At 60.4% G+C, this 19739-nt stretch carries 17 protein-coding genes; 12 read left to right on the forward strand and 5 right to left on the reverse strand.

Annotated elements, in window-relative coordinates:
• The first annotated feature begins 6 nt into the window (after positions 1-6).
• A complete protein-coding gene (gene aroE / locus JJD74_RS19335) occupies positions 7-828 on the forward strand; it encodes a shikimate dehydrogenase (protein WP_042556924.1) in 822 nt (273 codons plus the stop codon).
• A gap of 118 nt (positions 829-946) precedes the next feature.
• Here the strand turns inward: aroE and JJD74_RS19340 are convergent, their stop codons facing one another.
• The 3 genes from JJD74_RS19340 to betC all read right to left on the reverse strand — a co-directional run bounded on the left by JJD74_RS19340 (position 947) and on the right by betC (position 5223).
• Positions 947-2515: a SulP family inorganic anion transporter gene (locus JJD74_RS19340; RefSeq protein ID WP_200616582.1), complete on the reverse strand. Its 1569-nt coding sequence runs from the start codon at positions 2513-2515 to the stop codon at positions 947-949.
• Positions 2516-2771: 256 nt separating this feature from the next.
• Positions 2772-3692: a choline ABC transporter substrate-binding protein gene (gene choX / locus JJD74_RS19345; RefSeq protein ID WP_200616583.1), complete on the reverse strand. Its 921-nt coding sequence runs from the start codon at positions 3690-3692 to the stop codon at positions 2772-2774.
• Positions 3693-3708: 16 nt separating this feature from the next.
• Complete coding sequence (betC, locus tag JJD74_RS19350) at positions 3709-5223, reverse strand: choline-sulfatase (protein ID WP_200616584.1); 1515 nt, start codon at positions 5221-5223, stop codon at positions 3709-3711.
• Positions 5224-5337: 114 nt separating this feature from the next.
• Between betC and JJD74_RS19355 the strand changes: the two genes are divergently transcribed.
• A complete protein-coding gene (locus tag JJD74_RS19355) occupies positions 5338-6288 on the forward strand; it encodes a choline sulfate utilization transcriptional regulator (protein WP_047299186.1) in 951 nt (316 codons plus the stop codon).
• Positions 6289-6292: 4 nt separating this feature from the next.
• On the opposite strand, the gene JJD74_RS19360 is transcribed toward JJD74_RS19355, so the two are convergent.
• Entirely contained in the window at positions 6293-6955 is a 663-nt protein-coding gene (locus JJD74_RS19360) for an NAD(P)-dependent oxidoreductase (RefSeq protein WP_200616585.1), read from the reverse strand.
• Between the two features lie 82 nt (positions 6956-7037).
• Here JJD74_RS19360 and JJD74_RS19365 point away from each other — a divergent pair, with 82 nt between their 5' ends.
• The 10 genes from JJD74_RS19365 (at position 7038) to JJD74_RS19410 (ending at position 18207) form a co-directional block, all read left to right on the forward strand.
• Positions 7038-7364: a DOPA 4,5-dioxygenase family protein gene (locus JJD74_RS19365; protein ID WP_115147892.1), complete on the forward strand. Its 327-nt coding sequence runs from the start codon at positions 7038-7040 to the stop codon at positions 7362-7364.
• A 370-nt stretch (positions 7365-7734) separates the two neighbouring features.
• Positions 7735-9042, forward strand: coding sequence for a CitMHS family transporter (locus JJD74_RS19370; protein WP_042556931.1), 1308 nt, complete (start codon positions 7735-7737; stop codon positions 9040-9042).
• 85 nt (positions 9043-9127) lie between these two features.
• Positions 9128-9895 (forward strand): TerC family protein, encoded by a 768-nt coding sequence (locus JJD74_RS19375; protein WP_042556932.1) that lies wholly within the window; start codon positions 9128-9130, stop codon positions 9893-9895.
• A gap of 391 nt (positions 9896-10286) precedes the next feature.
• A complete protein-coding gene (locus tag JJD74_RS19380; protein ID WP_042556933.1) occupies positions 10287-11945 on the forward strand; it encodes a Na/Pi cotransporter family protein in 1659 nt (552 codons plus the stop codon).
• 175 nt (positions 11946-12120) lie between these two features.
• Entirely contained in the window at positions 12121-13500 is a 1380-nt protein-coding gene (locus tag JJD74_RS19385) for a M16 family metallopeptidase (RefSeq protein WP_042556934.1), read from the forward strand.
• A 112-nt stretch (positions 13501-13612) separates the two neighbouring features.
• On the forward strand, positions 13613-14641 hold the full coding sequence (locus tag JJD74_RS19390; protein WP_042556935.1) for a DUF5924 family protein: 1029 nt from the start codon (positions 13613-13615) through the stop codon (positions 14639-14641).
• Between the two features lie 54 nt (positions 14642-14695).
• The gene (locus JJD74_RS19395) at positions 14696-15844 is read left to right on the forward strand and encodes an ABC transporter permease (RefSeq protein ID WP_042556936.1); all 1149 of its coding nucleotides are present in this window, start codon (positions 14696-14698) and stop codon (positions 15842-15844) included.
• On the forward strand, positions 15841-16644 hold the full coding sequence (locus JJD74_RS19400) for an ABC transporter ATP-binding protein (RefSeq protein ID WP_200616586.1): 804 nt from the start codon (positions 15841-15843) through the stop codon (positions 16642-16644). Before JJD74_RS19395 ends, JJD74_RS19400 begins: the two co-directional genes overlap by 4 nt.
• Position 16645: 1 nt before the next feature.
• Complete coding sequence (locus JJD74_RS19405) at positions 16646-17584, forward strand: MlaD family protein (RefSeq protein WP_047299189.1); 939 nt, start codon at positions 16646-16648, stop codon at positions 17582-17584.
• On the forward strand, positions 17581-18207 hold the full coding sequence (locus JJD74_RS19410) for an ABC-type transport auxiliary lipoprotein family protein (RefSeq protein WP_200616587.1): 627 nt from the start codon (positions 17581-17583) through the stop codon (positions 18205-18207). The genes JJD74_RS19405 and JJD74_RS19410 overlap by 4 nt, the downstream gene beginning before the upstream one ends.
• Before the next feature lie 103 nt (positions 18208-18310).
• On the opposite strand, the gene JJD74_RS19415 is transcribed toward JJD74_RS19410, so the two are convergent.
• Positions 18311-19540 (reverse strand): nucleoside recognition domain-containing protein, encoded by a 1230-nt coding sequence (locus JJD74_RS19415; protein WP_042556940.1) that lies wholly within the window; start codon positions 19538-19540, stop codon positions 18311-18313.
• Positions 19541-19739 lie beyond the last annotated feature (199 nt).

Raw genomic sequence — 19739 nt, forward strand, 5'->3', positions numbered from 1 at the left:
CATCTGATGGATCGTTACGTCGTTTTCGGTAACCCGATCGGCCACAGCAAATCGCCGATGATCCACAAGCTGTTCGCCGAGCAGACCGGCGAGAGCCTCGAATACGCCACGTTGCTGGCGCCGCTCGACGACTTTTCCGGCTGCGCTACGGCGTTTTTCCGCGAAGGTCGCGGTGCCAATGTCACTGTGCCGTTCAAGGAAGACGCCTACCGCCTGGCTAACAGCCTGACGGCCCGCGCGCGACGGGCTGGTGCGGTGAATACCTTGAGCAAACTGGCCGACGGTTCGCTGCTTGGCGACAACACCGACGGCGCCGGACTGGTGCGGGATCTGACGGTAAACGCCGGGTTCAGTCTGACCGGCAAACGCATCTTGCTGCTCGGTGCCGGTGGCGCCGTGCGTGGAGCGCTGGAGCCGTTGCTGGCGGAGAAACCCGCCTCGGTGATCATCGCCAACCGTACGGTAGACAAGGCCGAGTTGCTGGCGGAATTGTTCTGCGATCTGGGGCCGGTGTCGGCCAGCGGCTTTGATTGGCTGCGCGAGCCGGTGGACGTGATCATCAACGCCACTTCCGCCAGCCTCACCGGCGATGTACCGCCGATTGCGCCGAGCCTGATCGAACCGGGCCAAACCCTGTGCTACGACATGATGTACGGCAAAGAACCGACCGCGTTCTGCCGTTGGGCCAGTGAGCACGGTGCGGCGGTGTCGATGGATGGTTTGGGCATGCTCGCCGAGCAAGCTGCCGAGGCGTTCTATTTGTGGCGCGGCGTGCGTCCGGACACGGCGCCGGTTCTGGCCGAACTACGCCGCCAGTTGGCGCAGTAATTACCCATGTGGGAGCGAGCCTGCTCGAGAAAACGGCGGCACATCCAACATTGATGTGTCAGATAGTCCGCTTTCGCGAGCAGGCTCGCTCCCACAGGGTTTTGCAGTGCTTGTCGGGTCAATCCTCAAACCGGATCGGGCATTTCTCTGGGCCTTCCAGCTTGCGCAGTTCCTCCACCACCTGCGGCCGCGCACCGCGCAAAGTCAGGCTGCGACCCTGGCCCAACAGGCGCCGCGCTTCCTGATGCAACATCTCCACCCCCGAATAGTCGATGAAGTTGATCTGCTGCGCCTCGATCACCACCCGCGCGCCGTGCATGCGCTGTAAACGCACTTGCAGATAATGGCTGGCGCCGAAGAAGATCGAGCCGCCGACCCCCAGCACATCATCTTCGCCATCGCGCCAATGCTGCACCCGCGGCTGCGAAGTGCGCTTGAGGTAGAAGAACAGCGACGCCAGCACGCCGGCGTAAATCGCGGTCTGCAACTCCAGCAGCAGAGTCGCCAGGCAGGTCAGCGCCATCACCACGAATTCGGCGCGGCTGACCCTGAGCAACGATCGAATTCCGCGATGATCGACCAACCCCCAGGCGATCAGCAAAATGCTGCCGGCCATGGCCGGAATCGGGATGTGCGCGATCAGCCCGGCACCAAAAATCGCAAACAATGCCACCCAGATCGCCGAAAACACGCCTGCCAGAGGGGAGCAAGCGCCGGCCTCATAACTGAGACCCGAGCGGGTGAACGAGCCCGCCGACAGCGATCCGGAAAAGAACGCCCCGACAATGTTTGAAAGGCCCTGCGCGCGCACTTCCTGATTGGCATCGAGCAACTGCTGCGAACGTGCAGATATCGAACGGGCAATCGACAGGCTGGTGACCAGCCCCAGCATGCCCACCGCCACCGCGCTGGGTAGCAGGCGCAGGATCAAATCCAGATCCAGCGGCAACCCGCTGAACGGCGGCAAACGCCCGACAAATGCGCTGACCAGATGCACGTCGCCGAACATCGCCGGCCACAGCCATACCAGCAGACTGGCCAGCACCAACGTTATCAACAACGTCGGCCAGCGCGGCAACCACTGTTTCAGCACAACGCCGACTGCCACCGTGGCCACTCCGAGCAGCAACGAAGGTTTATCCACAGCCCGAAGGTGTTGCAGCAGATCCATCAAACTGTCCAGCGCCGTGGCTTTGGCGGGCAGATCCAGCCCCAGCAGATTCGGTAATTGCCCAATGGCAATCACCACCGCCGCACCAAGGGTGAAACCGAGCACCACCGAATGCGAGACGAAGTTCACCAGCGCGCCAAACCGGAGCAAGCCAAGCAGCCATTGAAATACCCCGGCGAGGAAGGTCAGCAACAGGATCAGGGTGACGTAGTCCTGGGATGCCGGTACGGCCAGTGGACTGACGCTGGCGTAAAGCACGATCGAAATCGCCGCGGTCGGGCCGCAGATCAGATGCCACGACGAACCCCACAGACATGCGATCAGCACCGGGATGATCGCGGCGTAGAGGCCATATTCAGGTGGGAGACCGGCGATCAGCGCGTAGGCAATCGACTGAGGTAACGCGAGAATCGCACCGCTGAGGCCAACGATCAGATCCCGTCCGACGCTGGCGCGGGTTTGCCGGGGTAGCCAGGTGAGGAACGGAAACAGTGAGCGGCGACTGGGAAAGGCCATGGGTCCTCGCGGTTTGGGTTTTGCTGCAAGGGTAACAGGGTGTCAGTTGGGAAAGCCCCTCACCCTAGCCCTCTCCCAAAGGGAGAGGGGACTGACCGAGGTGTCTGGTTGAGCTACGCCGACGTGAAAAATCTGCGTCGAACTCAATGCTGAATACACCAGAGATCGGCTCCCTTTCCCCTCGCCCCCTCTGGGGGAGAGGGCTGGGGTGAGGGGGTAGAATCTCAAGCCGAGCACAATTCCAGCAACCCCACGATCAGAGCTTGGCTTTAACCGCCGCCAGCGCATCCTTGCCATCCAGCGTCTTCACCCCCTCCAGCCACTTGTCCAACACCGCCGGATTAGCCCTGATCCACGCCTTCGCTGCCTCGGCATTGCTGACCTTTTTGTTCACTACCTCGGCCATGATGCTGTTCTCCATCTCCTGAGTGAACGCAAGATTGGTCAGCAATTTACCCACATTCGGACACGCTTCGGCGTAACCCTTGCGCGTCAGGGTGAACACGCTGCCGGTGTCGCCAAAGTATTTCTCGCCGCCCTTCAGATAATGCATTTTCAACTGCACGTTCATCGGGTGCGGGGTCCAGCCGAGGAAGGTGACAAATTTCTGCTTTTTCACCGCCCGTGACACTTCGGCGAGCATCGCCTGTTCGCTGGACTCGATCAGTTTCCACTGACCCATGTCGAAGTCATTCTTCTTGATGATCTCCTGCAGCGAGATATTCGCCGGGGCGCCCGAGCCGATGCCGTAGATCTTCTTGTCGAACTTGTCGGCAAACTTGTTCAGGTCGGCAAAGTTATGCACACCCGCATCCCACACGTAGTCCGGCACGGCGAGGGTGAACTCGGTGCCTTCGAGGTTCTTCGCCAGTTGCGTGACATCGCCGGTAGCCACGAATTTATCGTAGAAGCCCTGCTGCGCCGGCATCCAGTTGCCGAGGAATACATCCACCTGACCGTCCTTCAAACCGCCGAAGGTGATCGGCACCGCGAGGGTGTCGACCTTGGCCTTGTAGCCCATGCCGTCCAGCAGAAACCCGGTAATGGCGTTGGTTGCGGCGATGTCGCTCCAGCCGGGGTCGGCCATTTTTACCGTGGCGCAGCTTTGCTCGGCGAATGCCGAGGTACTGCTCAGCGCTATCAGGCCAAACGTCACTGCTGTGGATAACTTGCGCATGGACTTCCCCTTCACATTATTGGTTTTGGCAGGGTTGTGGATAACGGGCCTTGCGCTCCAGATCATCGAGGTCGATGTGGTTGCGCATGTACTGCTGACTGGCGTCCACCAATGGCTGGTGATCCCAGCTCTTCAGCTTGCCGATGGTTAACGCATCGGCGACAAAACGGCGGCGGCGCTGGCTGGCGAGAACGTTCTGGTGAATTGCCGGGATATCCCACTTGGCCCGCGCTTCGACGAGAAAATCGTCGAAAAGCTGGCGATGCAGTGGCGATTGGCTGAGTTCTTCCGTTTCACGCGGATCGTTGTCTACGTCAAAGAGTAGGCAAGGGTCGCTTTCGCTGTAGATAAATTTGTAGGCGCCACGGCGGATCATCATCAGTGGGCTGATCGTGCCTTCGGCCATGTACTCGCCGAACACTTCGTCATGACCGCCCTGCCCTTGCAGGTGCGACACCAGCGACCGCCCATCCAGCGGCAGACCCGGCTCCAGCGTGCCGCCAGCCAGTTCGACGAAGGTGGGCAGCAGGTCTGCTGTGGACACCGCAGCGCTGATCCGACTCGCGCCAAACTGGCCTGGCGCACTTATCAACAGGGGAACGCGCGCTGCCATCTCGTACCAGTGCATTTTGTACCAGAGGCCTTTCTCGCCAAGCATGTCGCCATGGTCGCCGGAGAAGACGATGATGGTGTCGTCGATCAGCCCTGTTTCCTCGAGGGTTTGCAGAAGTTTGCCGACGTTGGCATCGATATAGCTGCAAGCGCCGAAGTACGCACGGCGCGCGTCGCGAATCTTATCCACAGGCAAGGGTTTATCCCACAGGTCATACACCTTGAGCAGCCGTTGCGAGTGCGGATCGAGTTCTTGTTGAGCCGGCGTTGTAGGCAATGGGATATTGGCATCGTCGTACAAATCCCAGAATGCCTTGGGAATCGTGTACGGATCGTGTGGGTGTGTCATCGACACGGTCAGGCAGAACGGCTGATCGCCATCTTCGCGAATGTGATCGAACAGATATTGCTGCGCCTTGAACACCACCTCTTCATCGAAGTCGAGTTGATTGGTGCGCACGCACGGTCCGGCTTGCAGCACCGAAGACATGTTGTGATACCAGCTCGGCCGCACATCCGGCTCGTCCCAATTCACCGACCAACCATAGTCGGCGGGATAGATATCGCTGGTCAGCCGCTCTTCGTAGCCATGCAACTGATCCGGGCCGCAAAAATGCATCTTGCCCGACAGCGCCGTGCGATAGCCGAGGCGACGCAGGTAGTGGGCGTAAGTCGGCACATCGGCGGGGAAATCGGCAGCGTTGTCGTAAGCGCCGATCTTGCTCGGCAGCTGTCCGCTGACCAGGGTAAAACGCGACGGCGCGCACAACGGGCTGTTGCAGTAAGCGGCATCGAACACCACGCCTTGGGCGGCCAGGCGGGAAAGATTGGGCAGTTTGATCGGCGAAGGCCCGTAGATCGGCAACATTGGCGCGGCCATCTGATCGGCCATGATGAAAAGAATATTCTTGCGCTTCATGTGATCGCGGCATTCCATAGTGAATATTTATGCGACATTGCTGCGATCGAGCATGGAGTCCATGCTCTGTCGGGTAAAGCCCGCGCCGGGCAATGACTAGGATAAGCACAGCTTATGTATGAAGCTCTTGGTGATCTGTCGCTCGACTTGTTGCGCGCCTTTGAGGCCGCTGCCCGGCATCGCAGTTTTACCGCCGCCGCAGTGGAGCTTGGCACCACGCAACCTGCGATCAGCCAGCAGATCAAACGACTGGAAGAGCAACTGGGCTCACGGTTGTTCGATCGAATCTACCGTGGCATTGAGCTCACCGAAGTCGGCACCATCCTGTTCGAGCAAGTTACCCTCGGTTTGCAGAATATCGACGCCGGTTTGAGTGCGATCAGCGCACAGCAGCAACATGAGGTACTGCAAGTCGCTACCGATTTTGCCTTCGCTGCGTATTGGTTGATGCCGCGTCTGCATCGCTTCCATGAAGCCAATCCACACGTCGACGTCAGCCTGGTCACCAGTGAGCGCAACCACAACATGCTGCGCACCGATATCGACGTGGCGATCCTGTTCGGCGATGGCCGTTTCAAACAGGGTGAAAGCCATTGGCTGTTCAGCGAAGAAGTGTTCCCGGTGTGCAGTCCGCTCTTGCTCAAGGATCGTGCCCTGCCCTTGACCGCGCAGGCACTACTGGAACTTCCGCTGCTGCACCTGCGGGGGGAGAACAGCAGCAATTGGTTCGACTGGAGTGGGCTGTTCCGCGAACTGGGCATCACTACCCCGCCGGCGCCGGGGCAATTGCGTTTCGACAATTACACACTGCTGATCCAAGCGGCGATCGGCGGCCAAGGCGTGGCGATTGGCTGGCGTCACCTTGTGGATAACTTGCTCAGTCAGGGCTTGCTGTGTCGACCGATTGCCGAGACCACGCTGTCGCGCCTTGGCTATTACGTAGTGTTGCCGCAGCGCAAACGGCGTGGAGTGTTGATTCAGCAGTTTGTCGATTGGCTCATGGAGGAGCAGGCCAGCAGTGCCGAATCCCTTACCGGGCTCGCGTTGCCTTCGATTGCGGTGTGATCAATCAGTCGGACGCCGCGACAAAATTCACATGCTGACCCACATGCAGATTCAGTCGCAGCTCATCGGCAATTCCCACTGCCACGCGATTCAAGCGTTCCAGCGGTTCTGCCAAACCCGGCTCAAGATTGCCGCCGACCTGACTGAAATGCTCAATGGTCAGCCCAGCCACGCCTTGCGGCGCATTGACCAGCGTCCAGTGCAGTGGACTGCTTTGCACCGCTTCACGAATTTCTTCGGCAGCGTGACGTTGTAAGCGTTCATCCAGCTCCGGCTCGTCGAGTACCGCAAACTCCCCCACCAGAAACAGCCGCGACACATTGGCCGCTTGCAGGCCGTCGACCAGAGCATCAACGGCTAGTACCTGTTCGACCGGGCCAAGCACCACCGAGCGTTCAACATGATCGCTACTGAACGGCAGCCCCGGGGCATCGAGCAAACAGATCACCGCGGAACTGCCGGCGACACTTTGATTCACCCGCTCGCAATCGAACAGGTCACCGCTTTTGGTGCGCAATCCTGGACGCGGCGCGAGCGCGGTCAGGTCGTCGAGAATGGCGATGACTTCGTGCTGTCGGCGCAGCAGTTCAGCCATCAACGCAGCGCCCAGGCTACTCATGGCACCATAGAGCACCACTTTTACCACCGGGGTTTCGGCATTTTTCATGGCTGATCCCTTTTGTTATCCCTTGTATGACGTGTGACATACGGGCTACGTCGAGGGTTCGAACCGATTCAGAGGGTTTGCGATGCAAGCGATCAAGGGCTACCACGCCCACGTCTATTTCGACGCCAATACGATTGAACAGGCACGGGCACTGTGCGAGCGGGCCGCGCAATTGTTTCCATTGAAGATGGGCCGCGTCCACGAACGACCGGTCGGCCCGCACCCGGACTGGAGCTGCCAGTTGGCCTTCGGCCCCGAGCTGATCGGCGAGGTGCTGCCGTGGCTTGCCCTCAATCGCAAAGGCCTGGTGGTGTTTCTGCACCCGGACACCGGCGATGACTGGGTCGATCACACCGAGCATGCGATCTGGATGGGGGCGATGCGGACGCTGGATTTGTCTGTTTTTTAATCAGGTCGTTGATACGCCCGACGCGTTTCTTCGCGCTCGCACCTCAGCTGCTCGTGCGCAAATCGACTTTAATCGCATCCGACGACCGGTTGACCGTTCATTCAAAGGTTTCGCCCGCGAAAGGTAGCTGAAAGCTTCCCCGATTAGGATCGCCCTCACTTCCGGCAACAGACCGGTTGGCCAACGCGTGTGATACCTCGCTCGCCCGGCCCAATTAACAACAACAATGGTGATTCTGATGTCCTCTGTAGCCCGCCTCTTCCCGCGTTTTCTTGTTGCCACTCCACCCGTACGCCTCGTGCTTCCCGTTCTGCGCTGATCTCGCCCGATCCGCTCACTCAACTAGCCGCGCTACGCCTGGAGTAATCCCATGCTGACTTTCCTTGGCTTCGCCATGGTCATCACGTTCATGTTCCTGATCATGACCAAGCGCCTGTCCGCGCTGATCGCCCTGATCATCATCCCGATTCTGTTTGCGCTGTTCGGTGGCTTCGCGCCGAAGATCGGTCCGATGATGCTCGAAGGCATCACCAAGCTGGCGCCGACTGGCGTGATGCTGATGTTCGCCATTCTCTATTTCGCCCTGATGATCGACTCCGGCCTGTTCGACCCGGCCGTGCGCAAGATCCTCAAACTGGTCAAGGGCGACCCACTGAAAGTTTCGGTCGGCACCGCCGTACTGGCGCTCGTCGTTTCCCTTGATGGGGACGGCGCGACCACTTATATGATCTGCGTGGCCGCGATGCTGCCGCTGTACAGCCGCATTGGCATGAGCCCGCGGATCATGGCTGGCCTGATCATCCTCGCCGGTGGCGTGATGAACATGACCCCATGGGGCGGTCCGACCGCTCGTGCGGCGAGTGCGCTGCATGTCGATCCTTCGGACATTTTTGTGCCGATGATCCCGGCCATGGCCGCTGGCGTGGTGGCGATCCTGCTGATTGCCTATTTCTACGGCAAACGCGAACGTGCGCGTCTGGGCGAGTTGCACCTGATCGGCGACGAGATCGATCACAGCGAAATCAGCGTTTCGCAGTTCCCGGATGCCCGTCGTCCGAAGCTGATCTGGTTCAACGGCGCCCTGACCTTCGGCCTGATGTGCACGCTGATCGCCGGCCTGTTGCCGCTGCCGGTGTTGTTCATGGTTGCATTCAGTATCGCCATGATCGTCAACTACCCTTGCCTGCAACAGCAGAAGGATCGCGTCGCGGCGCACGCCGGTAGTGTGCTGGCAGTGGTCGGGCTGATCTTTGCGGCCGGCATCTTCACCGGTATCCTGACCGGCACCGGTATGGTCGATGCAATGTCGAAGAGCCTGTTGGCAGTGATCCCTGATTTCCTCGGCCCGTACCTGGCGGTAATCACGGCGCTGGTGAGCATGCCGTTCACCTTCTTCATGTCCAACGATGCGTTCTACTATGGTGTGTTGCCGGTGTTGGCCGAAGCCGCCAGCCACTACGGGATTACTGCGGTGGAAATGGCCCGTGCCTCGATCGTCGGCCAGCCCGTCCACTTGCTGAGCCCGTTGGTGCCATCGACTTATCTGTTGGTGGCGTTGGCCGGGATCGATTTTGGTGACCATCAGCGTTTCACCCTGAAATGGGCGATCCTGGTGTGTATCTGCATCCTGATTGCTGCACTGCTGTTGGGGACTTTTCCGCTCTTCAGCACTCTATAAGTCCAAGACTCACTGCACAGAGTCCCGGCTTCGCTGTTTGAAGCCCGGACTCTTTGTGGTTTAACAATCGCTCAAAGGAATACACATGGAATGGCTGACCAACCCTGAAATCTGGGTTGCCTTCTTTACCCTGACCGCCCTGGAAATCGTCCTCGGTATCGATAACATCATCATGATTTCGATCCTGGTCAGCCGCATGCCCAAACACATGCAGCAGCGCACCCGGATTTTCGGTCTGGCGCTGGCCATGATCACGCGGATCCTGTTGCTGCTGTCGATTACCTGGGTCATGCGCCTGACGGCCGACCTGTTCGTCGTGTTCGGCCAAGGCATCTCCGGCCGCGACCTGATCCTGTTCTTCGGTGGTCTGTTCCTGCTGTGGAAAAGCTCGCAAGAGATGTACCACGCACTGGAAGGCGAAGACGAAAGCGAAGAAACGCCAAGCGGCAAGGGTGGCAACTTCCTCTACACCATCATCCAGATCGCGATCATCGACATCGTCTTCTCGCTGGATTCGGTGATCACCGCAGTCGGCATGGTCTCGCACGTTCCAGTCATGGTTGCAGCGATCATCGTTGCGGTGCTGGTGATGATGCTGGCGGCCGGGACTATCAGCGATTTCATCGACAAACATCCGTCGCTGAAGATGCTGGCGCTGTCGTTCCTGCTGGTGGTCGGTACTGTGCTGATCGCCGAATCGTTCGATGTGCATGTGCCAAAAGGCTACGTCTACTTCGCGATGGCGTTCTCGCTGGCAGTGGAAGCGATCAATATCAAACTGCGTGGCGCGATGGCCAAGAAGAAACAACAGCAAGATCCGGTGAAACTGCGCAAGGACATTCCGGGCCAGTAACCCGGTAGTCCAGCAGTCAGTAAAAAACCTGTGGGAGCTGGCAAGCCAGACTCCCACAGGTTTTTTTGTCTTTGATGCTTGAAAAACCGTAGTTCACGCAGACAGAAGAACCTGTTGGAGCTGGCTCGCCAGCGATAACGGGGTGTCAGTCGACATCAATGTTTGCTATGCCGACGTCATCGCTGGCAAGTCAGCTCCCACAGGGTTTTGCCTTGTTTGTGGCGAACGTGAATGAACGCCTTTTCATGACACTTTTGTTTCAATCCCCACTTTGGCTGTGCAATGCTGGCGCACAGACCGTTAGCCAACTACAGCTTAAGTATCAGAACGTAGAAACCGCGCGGCACCGTCAACTTGCTCCTCTGGAGCGCTGCTATTTCAGGGGGTTTGCATGCTCACCCTGCTCAATCTGCTTTCCGCCGTCGCCCTGCTGATCTGGGGCACGCACATCGTTCGAACCGGCATCCTGCGGGTGTACGGCACCCAGTTGCGCCATGTGATTGGCCAGAACATGTCGAAAAAATGGCTGGCCTTTGTCGCCGGTATCGTCGTGACCGCGATGGTGCAGAGCAGCAACGCCACCGCCATGCTCGTCACCTCCTTTGTCGGCCAGGGCCTGATGGCGCTGACCCCGGCGCTGGCGACCATGCTCGGCGCCGACGTCGGTACGGCGTTGATGGCCCGGGTGCTGACCTTCGACCTGTCTTGGCTGTCGCCGCTGCTGATTTTTGTCGGGGTGATTTTCTTTCTGTCGCGCAAACAGACGCGGCTCGGGCAGATGGGTCGCGTATCCATCGGTCTGGGGCTGATCATTCTCGCGCTGCAATTGATCGTCGAGGCCGCTGCGCCGATCACCCATGCGCAAGGGGTGAAGGTGATTTTTGCCTCGCTGACTGGCGATATCCTTCTCGACGCCTTGGTCGGCGCGCTGTTCGCGATGATTTCCTACTCCAGCCTCGCCGCCGTCCTGCTCACCGCCACACTGGCCGGGGCAGCGGTGATCAGTCTGCCGGTGGCGATCGGTCTGGTGATCGGCGCCAACATCGGCAGCGGCATTCTCGCGTTCATGAGCACCAGCATGCAGAACGCGGCGGGCCGGCAGGTGGCGCTGGGCAGTTTGTTGTACAAGCTGATCGGCCTGCTGCTGATCATCCCGGTGCTCGATCCGCTGGTGCACTGGATCGACAGTCTCGATTTCAGCCCGCAGGAGATGGTCATCGGCTTCCATCTGCTCTACAACACCGCGCGTTGCCTGATCCTGCTGCCGAGTGTCGGGCCGATGGCGCGGCTGTGTGCCTGGCTGCTGCCTGAACGGCCGGAGGTCAACGGCACCGCCAAACCGCGTCATCTCGACGCGACCGCACTGGTCACGCCAAGCCTTGCGCTGGCCAACGCCGCGCGGGAAACCCTGCGCATGGGCGATCTGCTCGACAACATGCTCGATGCCACTCTCGATGTGTTGCGCGGCAAGCAGACCGCCGTCACTCAGGAGGTGCGCAGGCTGACCGACGACATCGAAGCGCTGTACAGCGCAATCAAGCTGTATCTGGCGCAGATGCCGCGCGAGGATCTCGGCGAGCGGGACAGTCGACGCTGGGCCGAGATCATCGAGTTGGCGATCAACCTGAAACTGTCCAGCGATGTCATCGAACGCATGCTGCGCAAGATCCAGCAGCAGAAGACTTCGCAACGTCGTTCGTTTTCCGAAGAGGGCCTGGAGGATCTGGCCGTGCTGCATCAGCAGCTCATTGCCAACCTGCGGTTGGGGCTGTCGGTGTTTCTCAGTGGCGACCGGGAAAGTGCCCGGCAGTTGTTGCGCGAAAAACGTCGTTTCCGCGCACAGGAACGCCGTTTGGCCCATGCGCATGTCAGCCGATTGCAACGCAAGATCGTGCAGAGTATTGAAACCAGTTCGCTGCATCTGGAGTTGATTGCGGATATGCGCCGGCTCAATTCGCTGTTCTGCGGCAGTGCGTATGTGGTGCTGGAAACAGCGGATACCGGCGCGCTGGCGGCGGATGATATGAGCGACATTACGCATTCGCCTTGAACGTCTGCGGTTGTGGTCAGTCAGTAACTCAGAGTTCAGCCTCAAGGCCGTCATCGCTGGCAAGCCAGCTCCCACAGGGTTTTGTGCGCCATAGATCCCTGTTTGAGCGGGCTTGCCAGTGAAGAGGGCCTGACTGACGACACGGATCTCCAAATCAGCCGTATGGAAGCCTGTTATGCGTTGCCTGTTGTTCGCCTGTCTGTTGCTCGGTTCTCTACCCTCCTTCGCCCTGGATCGTTTTCAGGTCGAAGGCTATGCGTTGCCCAACGGTTTGCAGTTGATGCTCAAGCCCGGCACCGAGCGTGGGCATGTGGCGATCCGCCTGGTGGTCGGCGTCGGTCTCGACGATTTCGACTGCGACGAAAAAGAGCTGCCGCATCTGCTCGAACACCTGCTGTTTAGCGGCATTGACGCCACTGGCGAAGGTGGTCTCGAAGAACGCATGCAGGCCCTGGGCGGCGAATGGAACGCCTTCACCAGCAATGCCGACACCACCTTCGTCATCGAAGCCCCGGCCAAGAACCAGCGCAAGGTGCTCGACCTGCTGCTGGCTCTGCTGACCCAGACCCGCATTGACGACAACGCGATCAACGCCGCCAAACGCGTGGTCGAGCGTGAAGACGGCGGCCATTACACGCGCCTGCAACGTTTTCTTGATCGTCAGGATCTGGGCCACACCGCGAGCAATCAATTGGCCGTCGAACTGGGCCTGAAATGCCCGCAACGCGCCGAAGTCGATCATCTGACCCAAGAGCAGTTAGAGAAGGTGCGCCAGGCCTGGTACGCCCCAAACAACATGACCCTGATCATCGTCGGCGAACTCGACAAACTGCTGCCGGCTTATCTGGAACGCACGTGGGGCGCCCTCGAACCGGTCGAACCCAGCGAGCACCGTCCGCTGCCGGACATCAGCACCAGCGCCGCCCACGAGCGAACCCTCACCCGCGGCTTCATGGGTGATGGCGCCAAGTTGCACTGGTTGGTGCCGGAGCCGGTGCTGGACGATCAGTACGACCAGACCTTCGATATCCTCAAGGATTACCTCGACTGGGCGCTGTACCGGCAGATTCGCCTGAACCACGGTTTGTCCTACGGGCCGTGGGCCGAACGCGAAGTGTTCGGCGGCGTCGGCTTCATGAGCCTCAACGCTGACCTGGATCGCGATGACGTCGACGAAGCCATTCAGGTCCTGGAAGACCTCAAGGCGGACTTGCTGAAAAACGGTCTCGACCCTGACACCTTCGCCCGGATCAAACAGGCCGCCATCGCCCATCAGGCCTGGGCGGTACAAGGCAACAGTGCGATGGCCGATTATTACTGGAGCGCGCTGAGCGATTATCAGGACGGCCGCTTCGCCAACCCTGCGCGGGACCTGCAAGGCGTGACGCTGGAAACGGCGAACAAGGCGATGCGTGAGTTGATGTTGCAACCGGGGTATCTGCGGATCGAGAAGCCGCTGATCAGTGATGATCAGGTGTTGTGGGTAGCTGCAGGTGGAGTGGGTCTGGTGCTGCTGATGTTGATTGGCTGGCGCTTGCATCGTAAGCGCGCGTGAAGATCAAAAGATCGCAGTCAATACACCGAATAACTGACTGCCAACCTCGCCACGTGGCCCGGTGGGCGCTACTCTGTCGAGGTTTTTTCCCCTATCGTTGTGAACCGCCAAAATGTCCAGACTGACCCTCCTTATCCAGCGCATTATCGAGCTGATGAAGCGCTACCCCGGGGTCATTGCGCTGGGTGGTTTCATCTCGGGGGTCGGCAGTTTCATGCTGGTCGATCGCCAGCAGGGACTGGCGAGCTGGATCACGGTGATCATGCTGCTCAGCTGGATCTGGCTGATGTTGGAAAACACCCTCACCGGCCTCTTCACGCGGGTGTTCAAACGGGAAATTCCTCAACCGCTGCTGCGTTATGCGACGCAGATGATCCATCAGGAAAGCCTGTTTTTTGTCCTGCCGTTCTTTTTCATCACCACGACGTGGAACAGCAGCCAACTGATTTTTACCGGCCTGCTCAGCGTCGCTGCGCTGATCTCCATCGTCGACCCGCTCTATTACAAATGGCTGGCGCCACGGCGCTGGGCGTTTCTCGCGTTGCACACTCTGACCCTGTTCGCCGCCCTGCTCACGGCGTTGCCGGTGATCATGCACCTGACCACCTCGCAAAGTTTCAAATGGGCGCTGGGGATTGCCGTGCTGCTGTCGTTCCCTAGCCTGGCGTCGATCTTCCCGATCCGCACCGTGCGCAACGCGCTGGCGATTCTGTGCATCACCGTGGGCATCGGTGGCGTCGGCTGGGCATTGCGTTCGTGGGTGCCGCCGGCGACGCTATGGATGACCGATGTGGCAATCAGCACGCAAATGCAGGATCGCACCCCTGGCGCCAGTCTCGATAAGGTCAGCGCCGAGCAGATCCGCAACGGCGGCCTCTACGCCTACACCGCGATCAATGCACCGCGCGGGCTTGATGAGCGGATTTATCACGTCTGGCAGTTCAACGGCAAAGAGGTCGATCGCATCGCCCTCGACATCCACGGCGGGCGCAAGGAAGGCTACCGGGCGTGGACGCACAAACAGAATTTCCCCGGCAACCCGGCGGGCAAATGGCAAGTGCGGGTGTTGACCGAGGATGGCCAACTGATCGGTGTGCTGCGCTTTGAAATCACCGACAGCACACCGGTCAAAGAAAAGTAATCCGGTTCGTGCTATTACGTTAGTTCGCTTAGAAGCCGAACAAGCACGGAGCTTATGACCAGCAGCTCGATGACAGGCAGCGCCCAATTGGACACGTCCAACACCCCTGCCCGCCTGCGGATCAGCGGAGACTGGACGCTTGCCCATTACACCGAGCTCAAACATCTGAGCGAAACCCTGCGCGGCCAGTACGACACCGACACGCCCATCGACCTCAACGGCCTCGGCGCCCTCGACACTGCTGGCGCGTCATTGCTGGTGGAATTGCTCGGCTCCGAGCGCCTCGGCAAGTCCGCCGAACATCCCGATTGCACAATCTCCAGCGCCGACCGCGCGCTGCTGCAGACCGTGTATCAGTCGTTGACCGATTTCTGCGTGCCGATCAAGGAACCGGAAATCAGCGTCAGCGTGCAATTGCTGACGCGCATCGGCCGCGCCGTCGACACGGTCTGGCAAGACACCCTGCAACTGCTCGGCTTCGTCGGGCTGATTCTGGAAACCATCGCTCGTGGCCTGTTTCGGCCCAAGCGCTGGCGTATCACGCCGATGATCGCGCACATCGAACAGACCGGTCTCGACGCCGCGCCTATCGTGGCGTTGCTGACCTTTCTGGTGGGGGCTGTGGTGGCGTTTCTCGGCGCGACGGTGCTGGCCAGTTTTGGCGCGAGCATTTTCACCGTCGATCTGGTGGGTTTTGCCTTCCTGCGTGAGTTCGGTGTTTTGCTCACCGCGATCCTGATGGCCGGGCGCACCGCCAGTGCGTTCACCGCGCAAATCGGGTCGATGAAGGCCAACGAGGAAATCGACGCGATTCGCACCCTCGGCCTTGATCCGATGGAGCTGCTGGTGGTGCCGCGCGTGCTGGCGTTGCTGGTGGCGCTGCCGCTGCTGACCTTTCTGGCGATGATCTGCGGAATCATCGGCGGTGCCGTGGTCTGCGCGGTGTCGCTGGATATCTCGCCGGCGATGTTCCTCTCGCTGCTGCAAAGCGACATCGGCGTTCAGCATTTTCTGGTCGGCCTGGTGAAGGCGCCGATCTTCGCGTTTCTGATTGCGGCAATTGGCTGCCTGGAAGGCTTCAAGGTCAGTGGCAGCGCCGAATCGGTCGGCGCACACACCACGTCGAGTGTGGTGCAGTCGATTTTCGTGGTGATCGTGCTCGACGCGGTGGCTGCGCTGTTCTTCATGGAGATGGGCTGGTGAGTCGTCTACCCCGTGCGCCCTCGGAGGCGGTGATTGAAGTCCGTAACCTGTGCAACCGCTTCGGTACGCAGAGCGTGCACGAGAACCTCGATCTGGATTTGTACAAAGGCGAAATCCTCGCCGTGGTCGGCGGTTCCGGCAGCGGCAAATCGGTACTGCTGCGCAGTATTGTCGGCCTGCGCCGGCCCAGCGAGGGCATCGTCAAAGTGTTCGGCCAGAATCTGCCGAGCCAGGCGGAGCATGAGCGCTCGTTGATCGAACGACGCTTTGGCGTGCTGTTTCAGAAAGGTGCGCTGTTCTCATCGCTCACCGTGACCGAAAACGTCGCCCTGCCGCTGATCGAACACGCGGGCCTGAGCCGCGAAGACGCCGAGCATCTGGCCGCCGTCAAACTGGCGCTGGCCGGGTTACCGCTGTCGGCGGCAGACAAATACCCGGCGTCGCTGTCCGGCGGCATGATCAAGCGCGCCGCTCTGGCCCGGGCCTTGGCGCTGGACCCGGACATTCTTTTTCTCGACGAACCCACCGCCGGCCTCGATCCGATTGGCGCTGCGGCGTTCGATCAGTTGATCCTGACCCTGCGTGATGCGTTGGGTCTGAGTGTGTTTCTGGTGACCCACGACCTCGACACGCTCTACACCATCACCGACCGCGTGGCGGTGCTGGCGCAGAAGAAAGTGCTGGTGGCCGATGCCATCGACGTCGTCTCGGAAACCGATGACGCGTGGATTCACGAATATTTCCACGGCCCGCGCGGCCGCTCGGCGCTGGACGCCGCCAAACTGCTCAACGAGGTCTGACATGGAAACCCGAGCGCATCATGTGTTGATTGGCCTGTGCACCGTGCTGGTGGTGGCCGGCGCCCTGCTCTTCGGCCTGTTCCTGGCCAAATCCAGTGTCGACACCGAGTTCAAGGATTACGAGGTGGTGTTCAACGAGGCGGTCAGTGGCCTGTCCAAGGGCAGTTCGGTGCAGTACAGCGGGATCAAGGTCGGCGACGTGGTCAGCCTGCGCCTCGATCCGCAGGACCCACGGCGGGTGCTGGCGCGGATCCGTCTCGGCGGCGACACGCCGGTGAAGGAAGACACCCAGGCCAAACTGGCGCTGACCGGGATCACTGGCACGTCGATCATCCAGCTCAGCGGCGGCACGCCGCAGAGCCCGACCCTCAAGGGGCATGACGGCAAGCTCCCGGTGATCATCGCGTCGCCCTCGCCCATCTCGCGGCTGCTCAATGACAGCAACGACTTGATGAGCGGCATCAGTGCGCTGCTGCACAATGCTAATCAGATGTTCTCCGAGGATAACGTCGAACGCGTCAGCAGGACCCTCGCCCATCTCGAACAGACCACCGGCACCATCAACGATCAGCGCGGCGACATTCGCCAGGCCATGCAGCAACTGGCGAGCGTCGGCAAACAGGCCGGCAGCATGCTCGAACAGACCTCGGCGTTGATGCGGAACGCCAACGGCCTGCTCAACGATCAGGGCAAACAGGCGCTGGGCAGCGCCGAGCAGGCAATGAAGTCGCTGGAAGACAGCAGCGTCACCATCAATGCGTTGCTGAACAAGAACCAGAACTCCCTCGACAGCGGCATGCAGGGCCTCAACGGCCTGGCGCCGGCGATCCGCGAACTGCGCGAAACCCTGTCTTCGCTGCGGGCCATTTCCCAACGTCTGGAGGCCAACCCCAGCGGTTACCTGCTGGGCAGTGACAAGAACAAGGAGTTCACGCCATGAAGCTGACCCGCCTCGCCCTCCTCGCCACTGGCCTTACGCTGATCAGCGCGTGCACGATCTTCCCCGAATCCGAGCCGCTGGACGTCTACCGCTTGCCGGCAGCACAGGCGCCCGCCTCGCGCGGTTCGCTAGCGACGCAGCAGTGGTCGCTGCGCTTGAACAAGTTGCAAGCCAGCGAAGTGTTGAACCGGCCGACCATCGCCGTGATCCCGCAGGGTGACGTGATCAGCAGCTACAAGGCTTCGCGCTGGAGCGATCCGGCGCCGGTATTGCTGCGCAATCGGCTACTCGATGGTTTTCAGCGCGATGGCCGGGTGACGTTGCTGAGCACCGATGACAGCAACTTTCAGGCGGATCTGGAGCTGGGCGGGAATTTGCAGGCGTTTCAGACCGAGTATCAGGGCACCCAGGCCAGCGTCGTCGTGCGCCTCGATGCGTTACTGGTGCGCGGCTATGACCAGCGAATCCTGGCCAGTCGCCGGTTTGAAGAACGTCAGCCGCTGAGCGATGTGCAAGTGCCGGCGGTGGTCGCCGGGTTTGGCCAGGCCAGTGATCGTCTCACCGCCAAAGTCGTCGCGTGGGCCGTGGACCAAGGTCAGAAACTGGCCCCCCAAAGACCCTGAGCTCGACACAATCCCTGTGGGAGCGGTGGCGGTGTGTCAGTCACCAGAGGTTCTGGATGTGCTGCCCTCATCACTGGCAAGCCAGCGCCCACAGGGGTCTCTATCAGCCGAAGAACCAGTAGCACACGGTGATGGCGCCGATCACGCCGGCCAGTTCCGCCAACAGCGCGCAACCCACGGCATGCCTTGCGCGCTGAATCCCCACCGCACCGAAATACACAGCCAGCACATAGAACGTCGTCTCGGTACTGCCCTGCACCGTCGCCGCGACGAGCGCCGGGAAGCTGTCCACGCCCGAGGTCTGCATTGTCTCGATCAGCATCGCCCGCGCAGCACTGCCGGAGAACGGTTTGACCATCGCTGTGGGCAGCGCATCAACGAAGCGCGTGTCCCAACCGGCCCATTCGACCAAATGGCGAATCCCGTCGAGACCAAAATCCAGCGCCCCGGATGCGCGCAATACGCCAACGGCGCAGAGCATTGCGACCAGATACGGCAGCAGGTTCTTGGCAACGTCGAAGCCTTCCTTCGCGCCTTCAACGAACGCCTCGTAAACCTTCACTTTGCGTAAAGCACCGATCACCAGAAACAGCATGATCAGCCCGAACAACGTGAGATTGCCGAGGATCGACGAAAGCCCCGCCAGCGCCGTGGCCGACATTGTCCCCAGCAGTGCCATGAACGCGCCGAGGATCAGCGCGCCGGGAATCAGATACGCCAGCACCACCGGGTCCCAGATCCGCAGACGCTGCATGAAGGCCACCGACAGGAAGCCGACGATGGTCGAGCAACTGGTCGCCAGCAGAATCGGCAGGAACACCAGGGTCGGATCCGGCGCGCCTTGCTGGGCGCGGTACATGAAGATCGTCACCGGCAGCAGGGTCAGGGAGGAAGCGTTGAGCACCAGGAAAAGGATTTGCGCGTTGCTGGCGATGGTCGCGCTGGGGTTGAGTTCCTGCAACGCCTTCATGGCCTTGAGGCCGATCGGCGTGGCGGCGTTGTCCAGACCCAGACCGTTGGCGGCGAAGTTCAGGGTGATCAGGCCGAGGGCCGGGTGGCCGGGCGGAACCTCAGGCATCAACCGCAGAAACAACGGCCCCAACACCTTGGCCAGCCAGTCGACGATCCCGGCCTTTTCGGCAATGCGCAGGAAACCCAGCCACAGGGTGAGCGTGCCGAACAGCAGCACCATGACCTCGACCGAGAGCTTGGCCATGGCAAAAATGCTTTCCACCATCGCCGCAAAAATCCCGGCATTACCGCCGACCAGCCACTGCACCAGCGCCGACACGGCTGCCACGATGAAGAAGCCAAGCCACAGGCCATTAAGCATCAGTCAAATCCCCCGGAAGATGCGGCGAATGATAACGGGGTCGCCAGAAACGACAAACCCCGGATTTCTCCGGGGTTTGTTTATAACGGCTGGCGGTGATCCCTGTGGGAGCGGGCTTGCCCGCGATGGCGGTGTGTCAGTCAACAAAGATGTTGAATGTGCTGGCCTCATCGCTGGCAAGCCAGCTCCCACTGGGTCT

The organism is Pseudomonas sp. MF6776 (assembly GCF_016613125.1).
In the GTDB taxonomy this organism is placed as follows: domain Bacteria; phylum Pseudomonadota; class Gammaproteobacteria; order Pseudomonadales; family Pseudomonadaceae; genus Aquipseudomonas; species Aquipseudomonas iridis.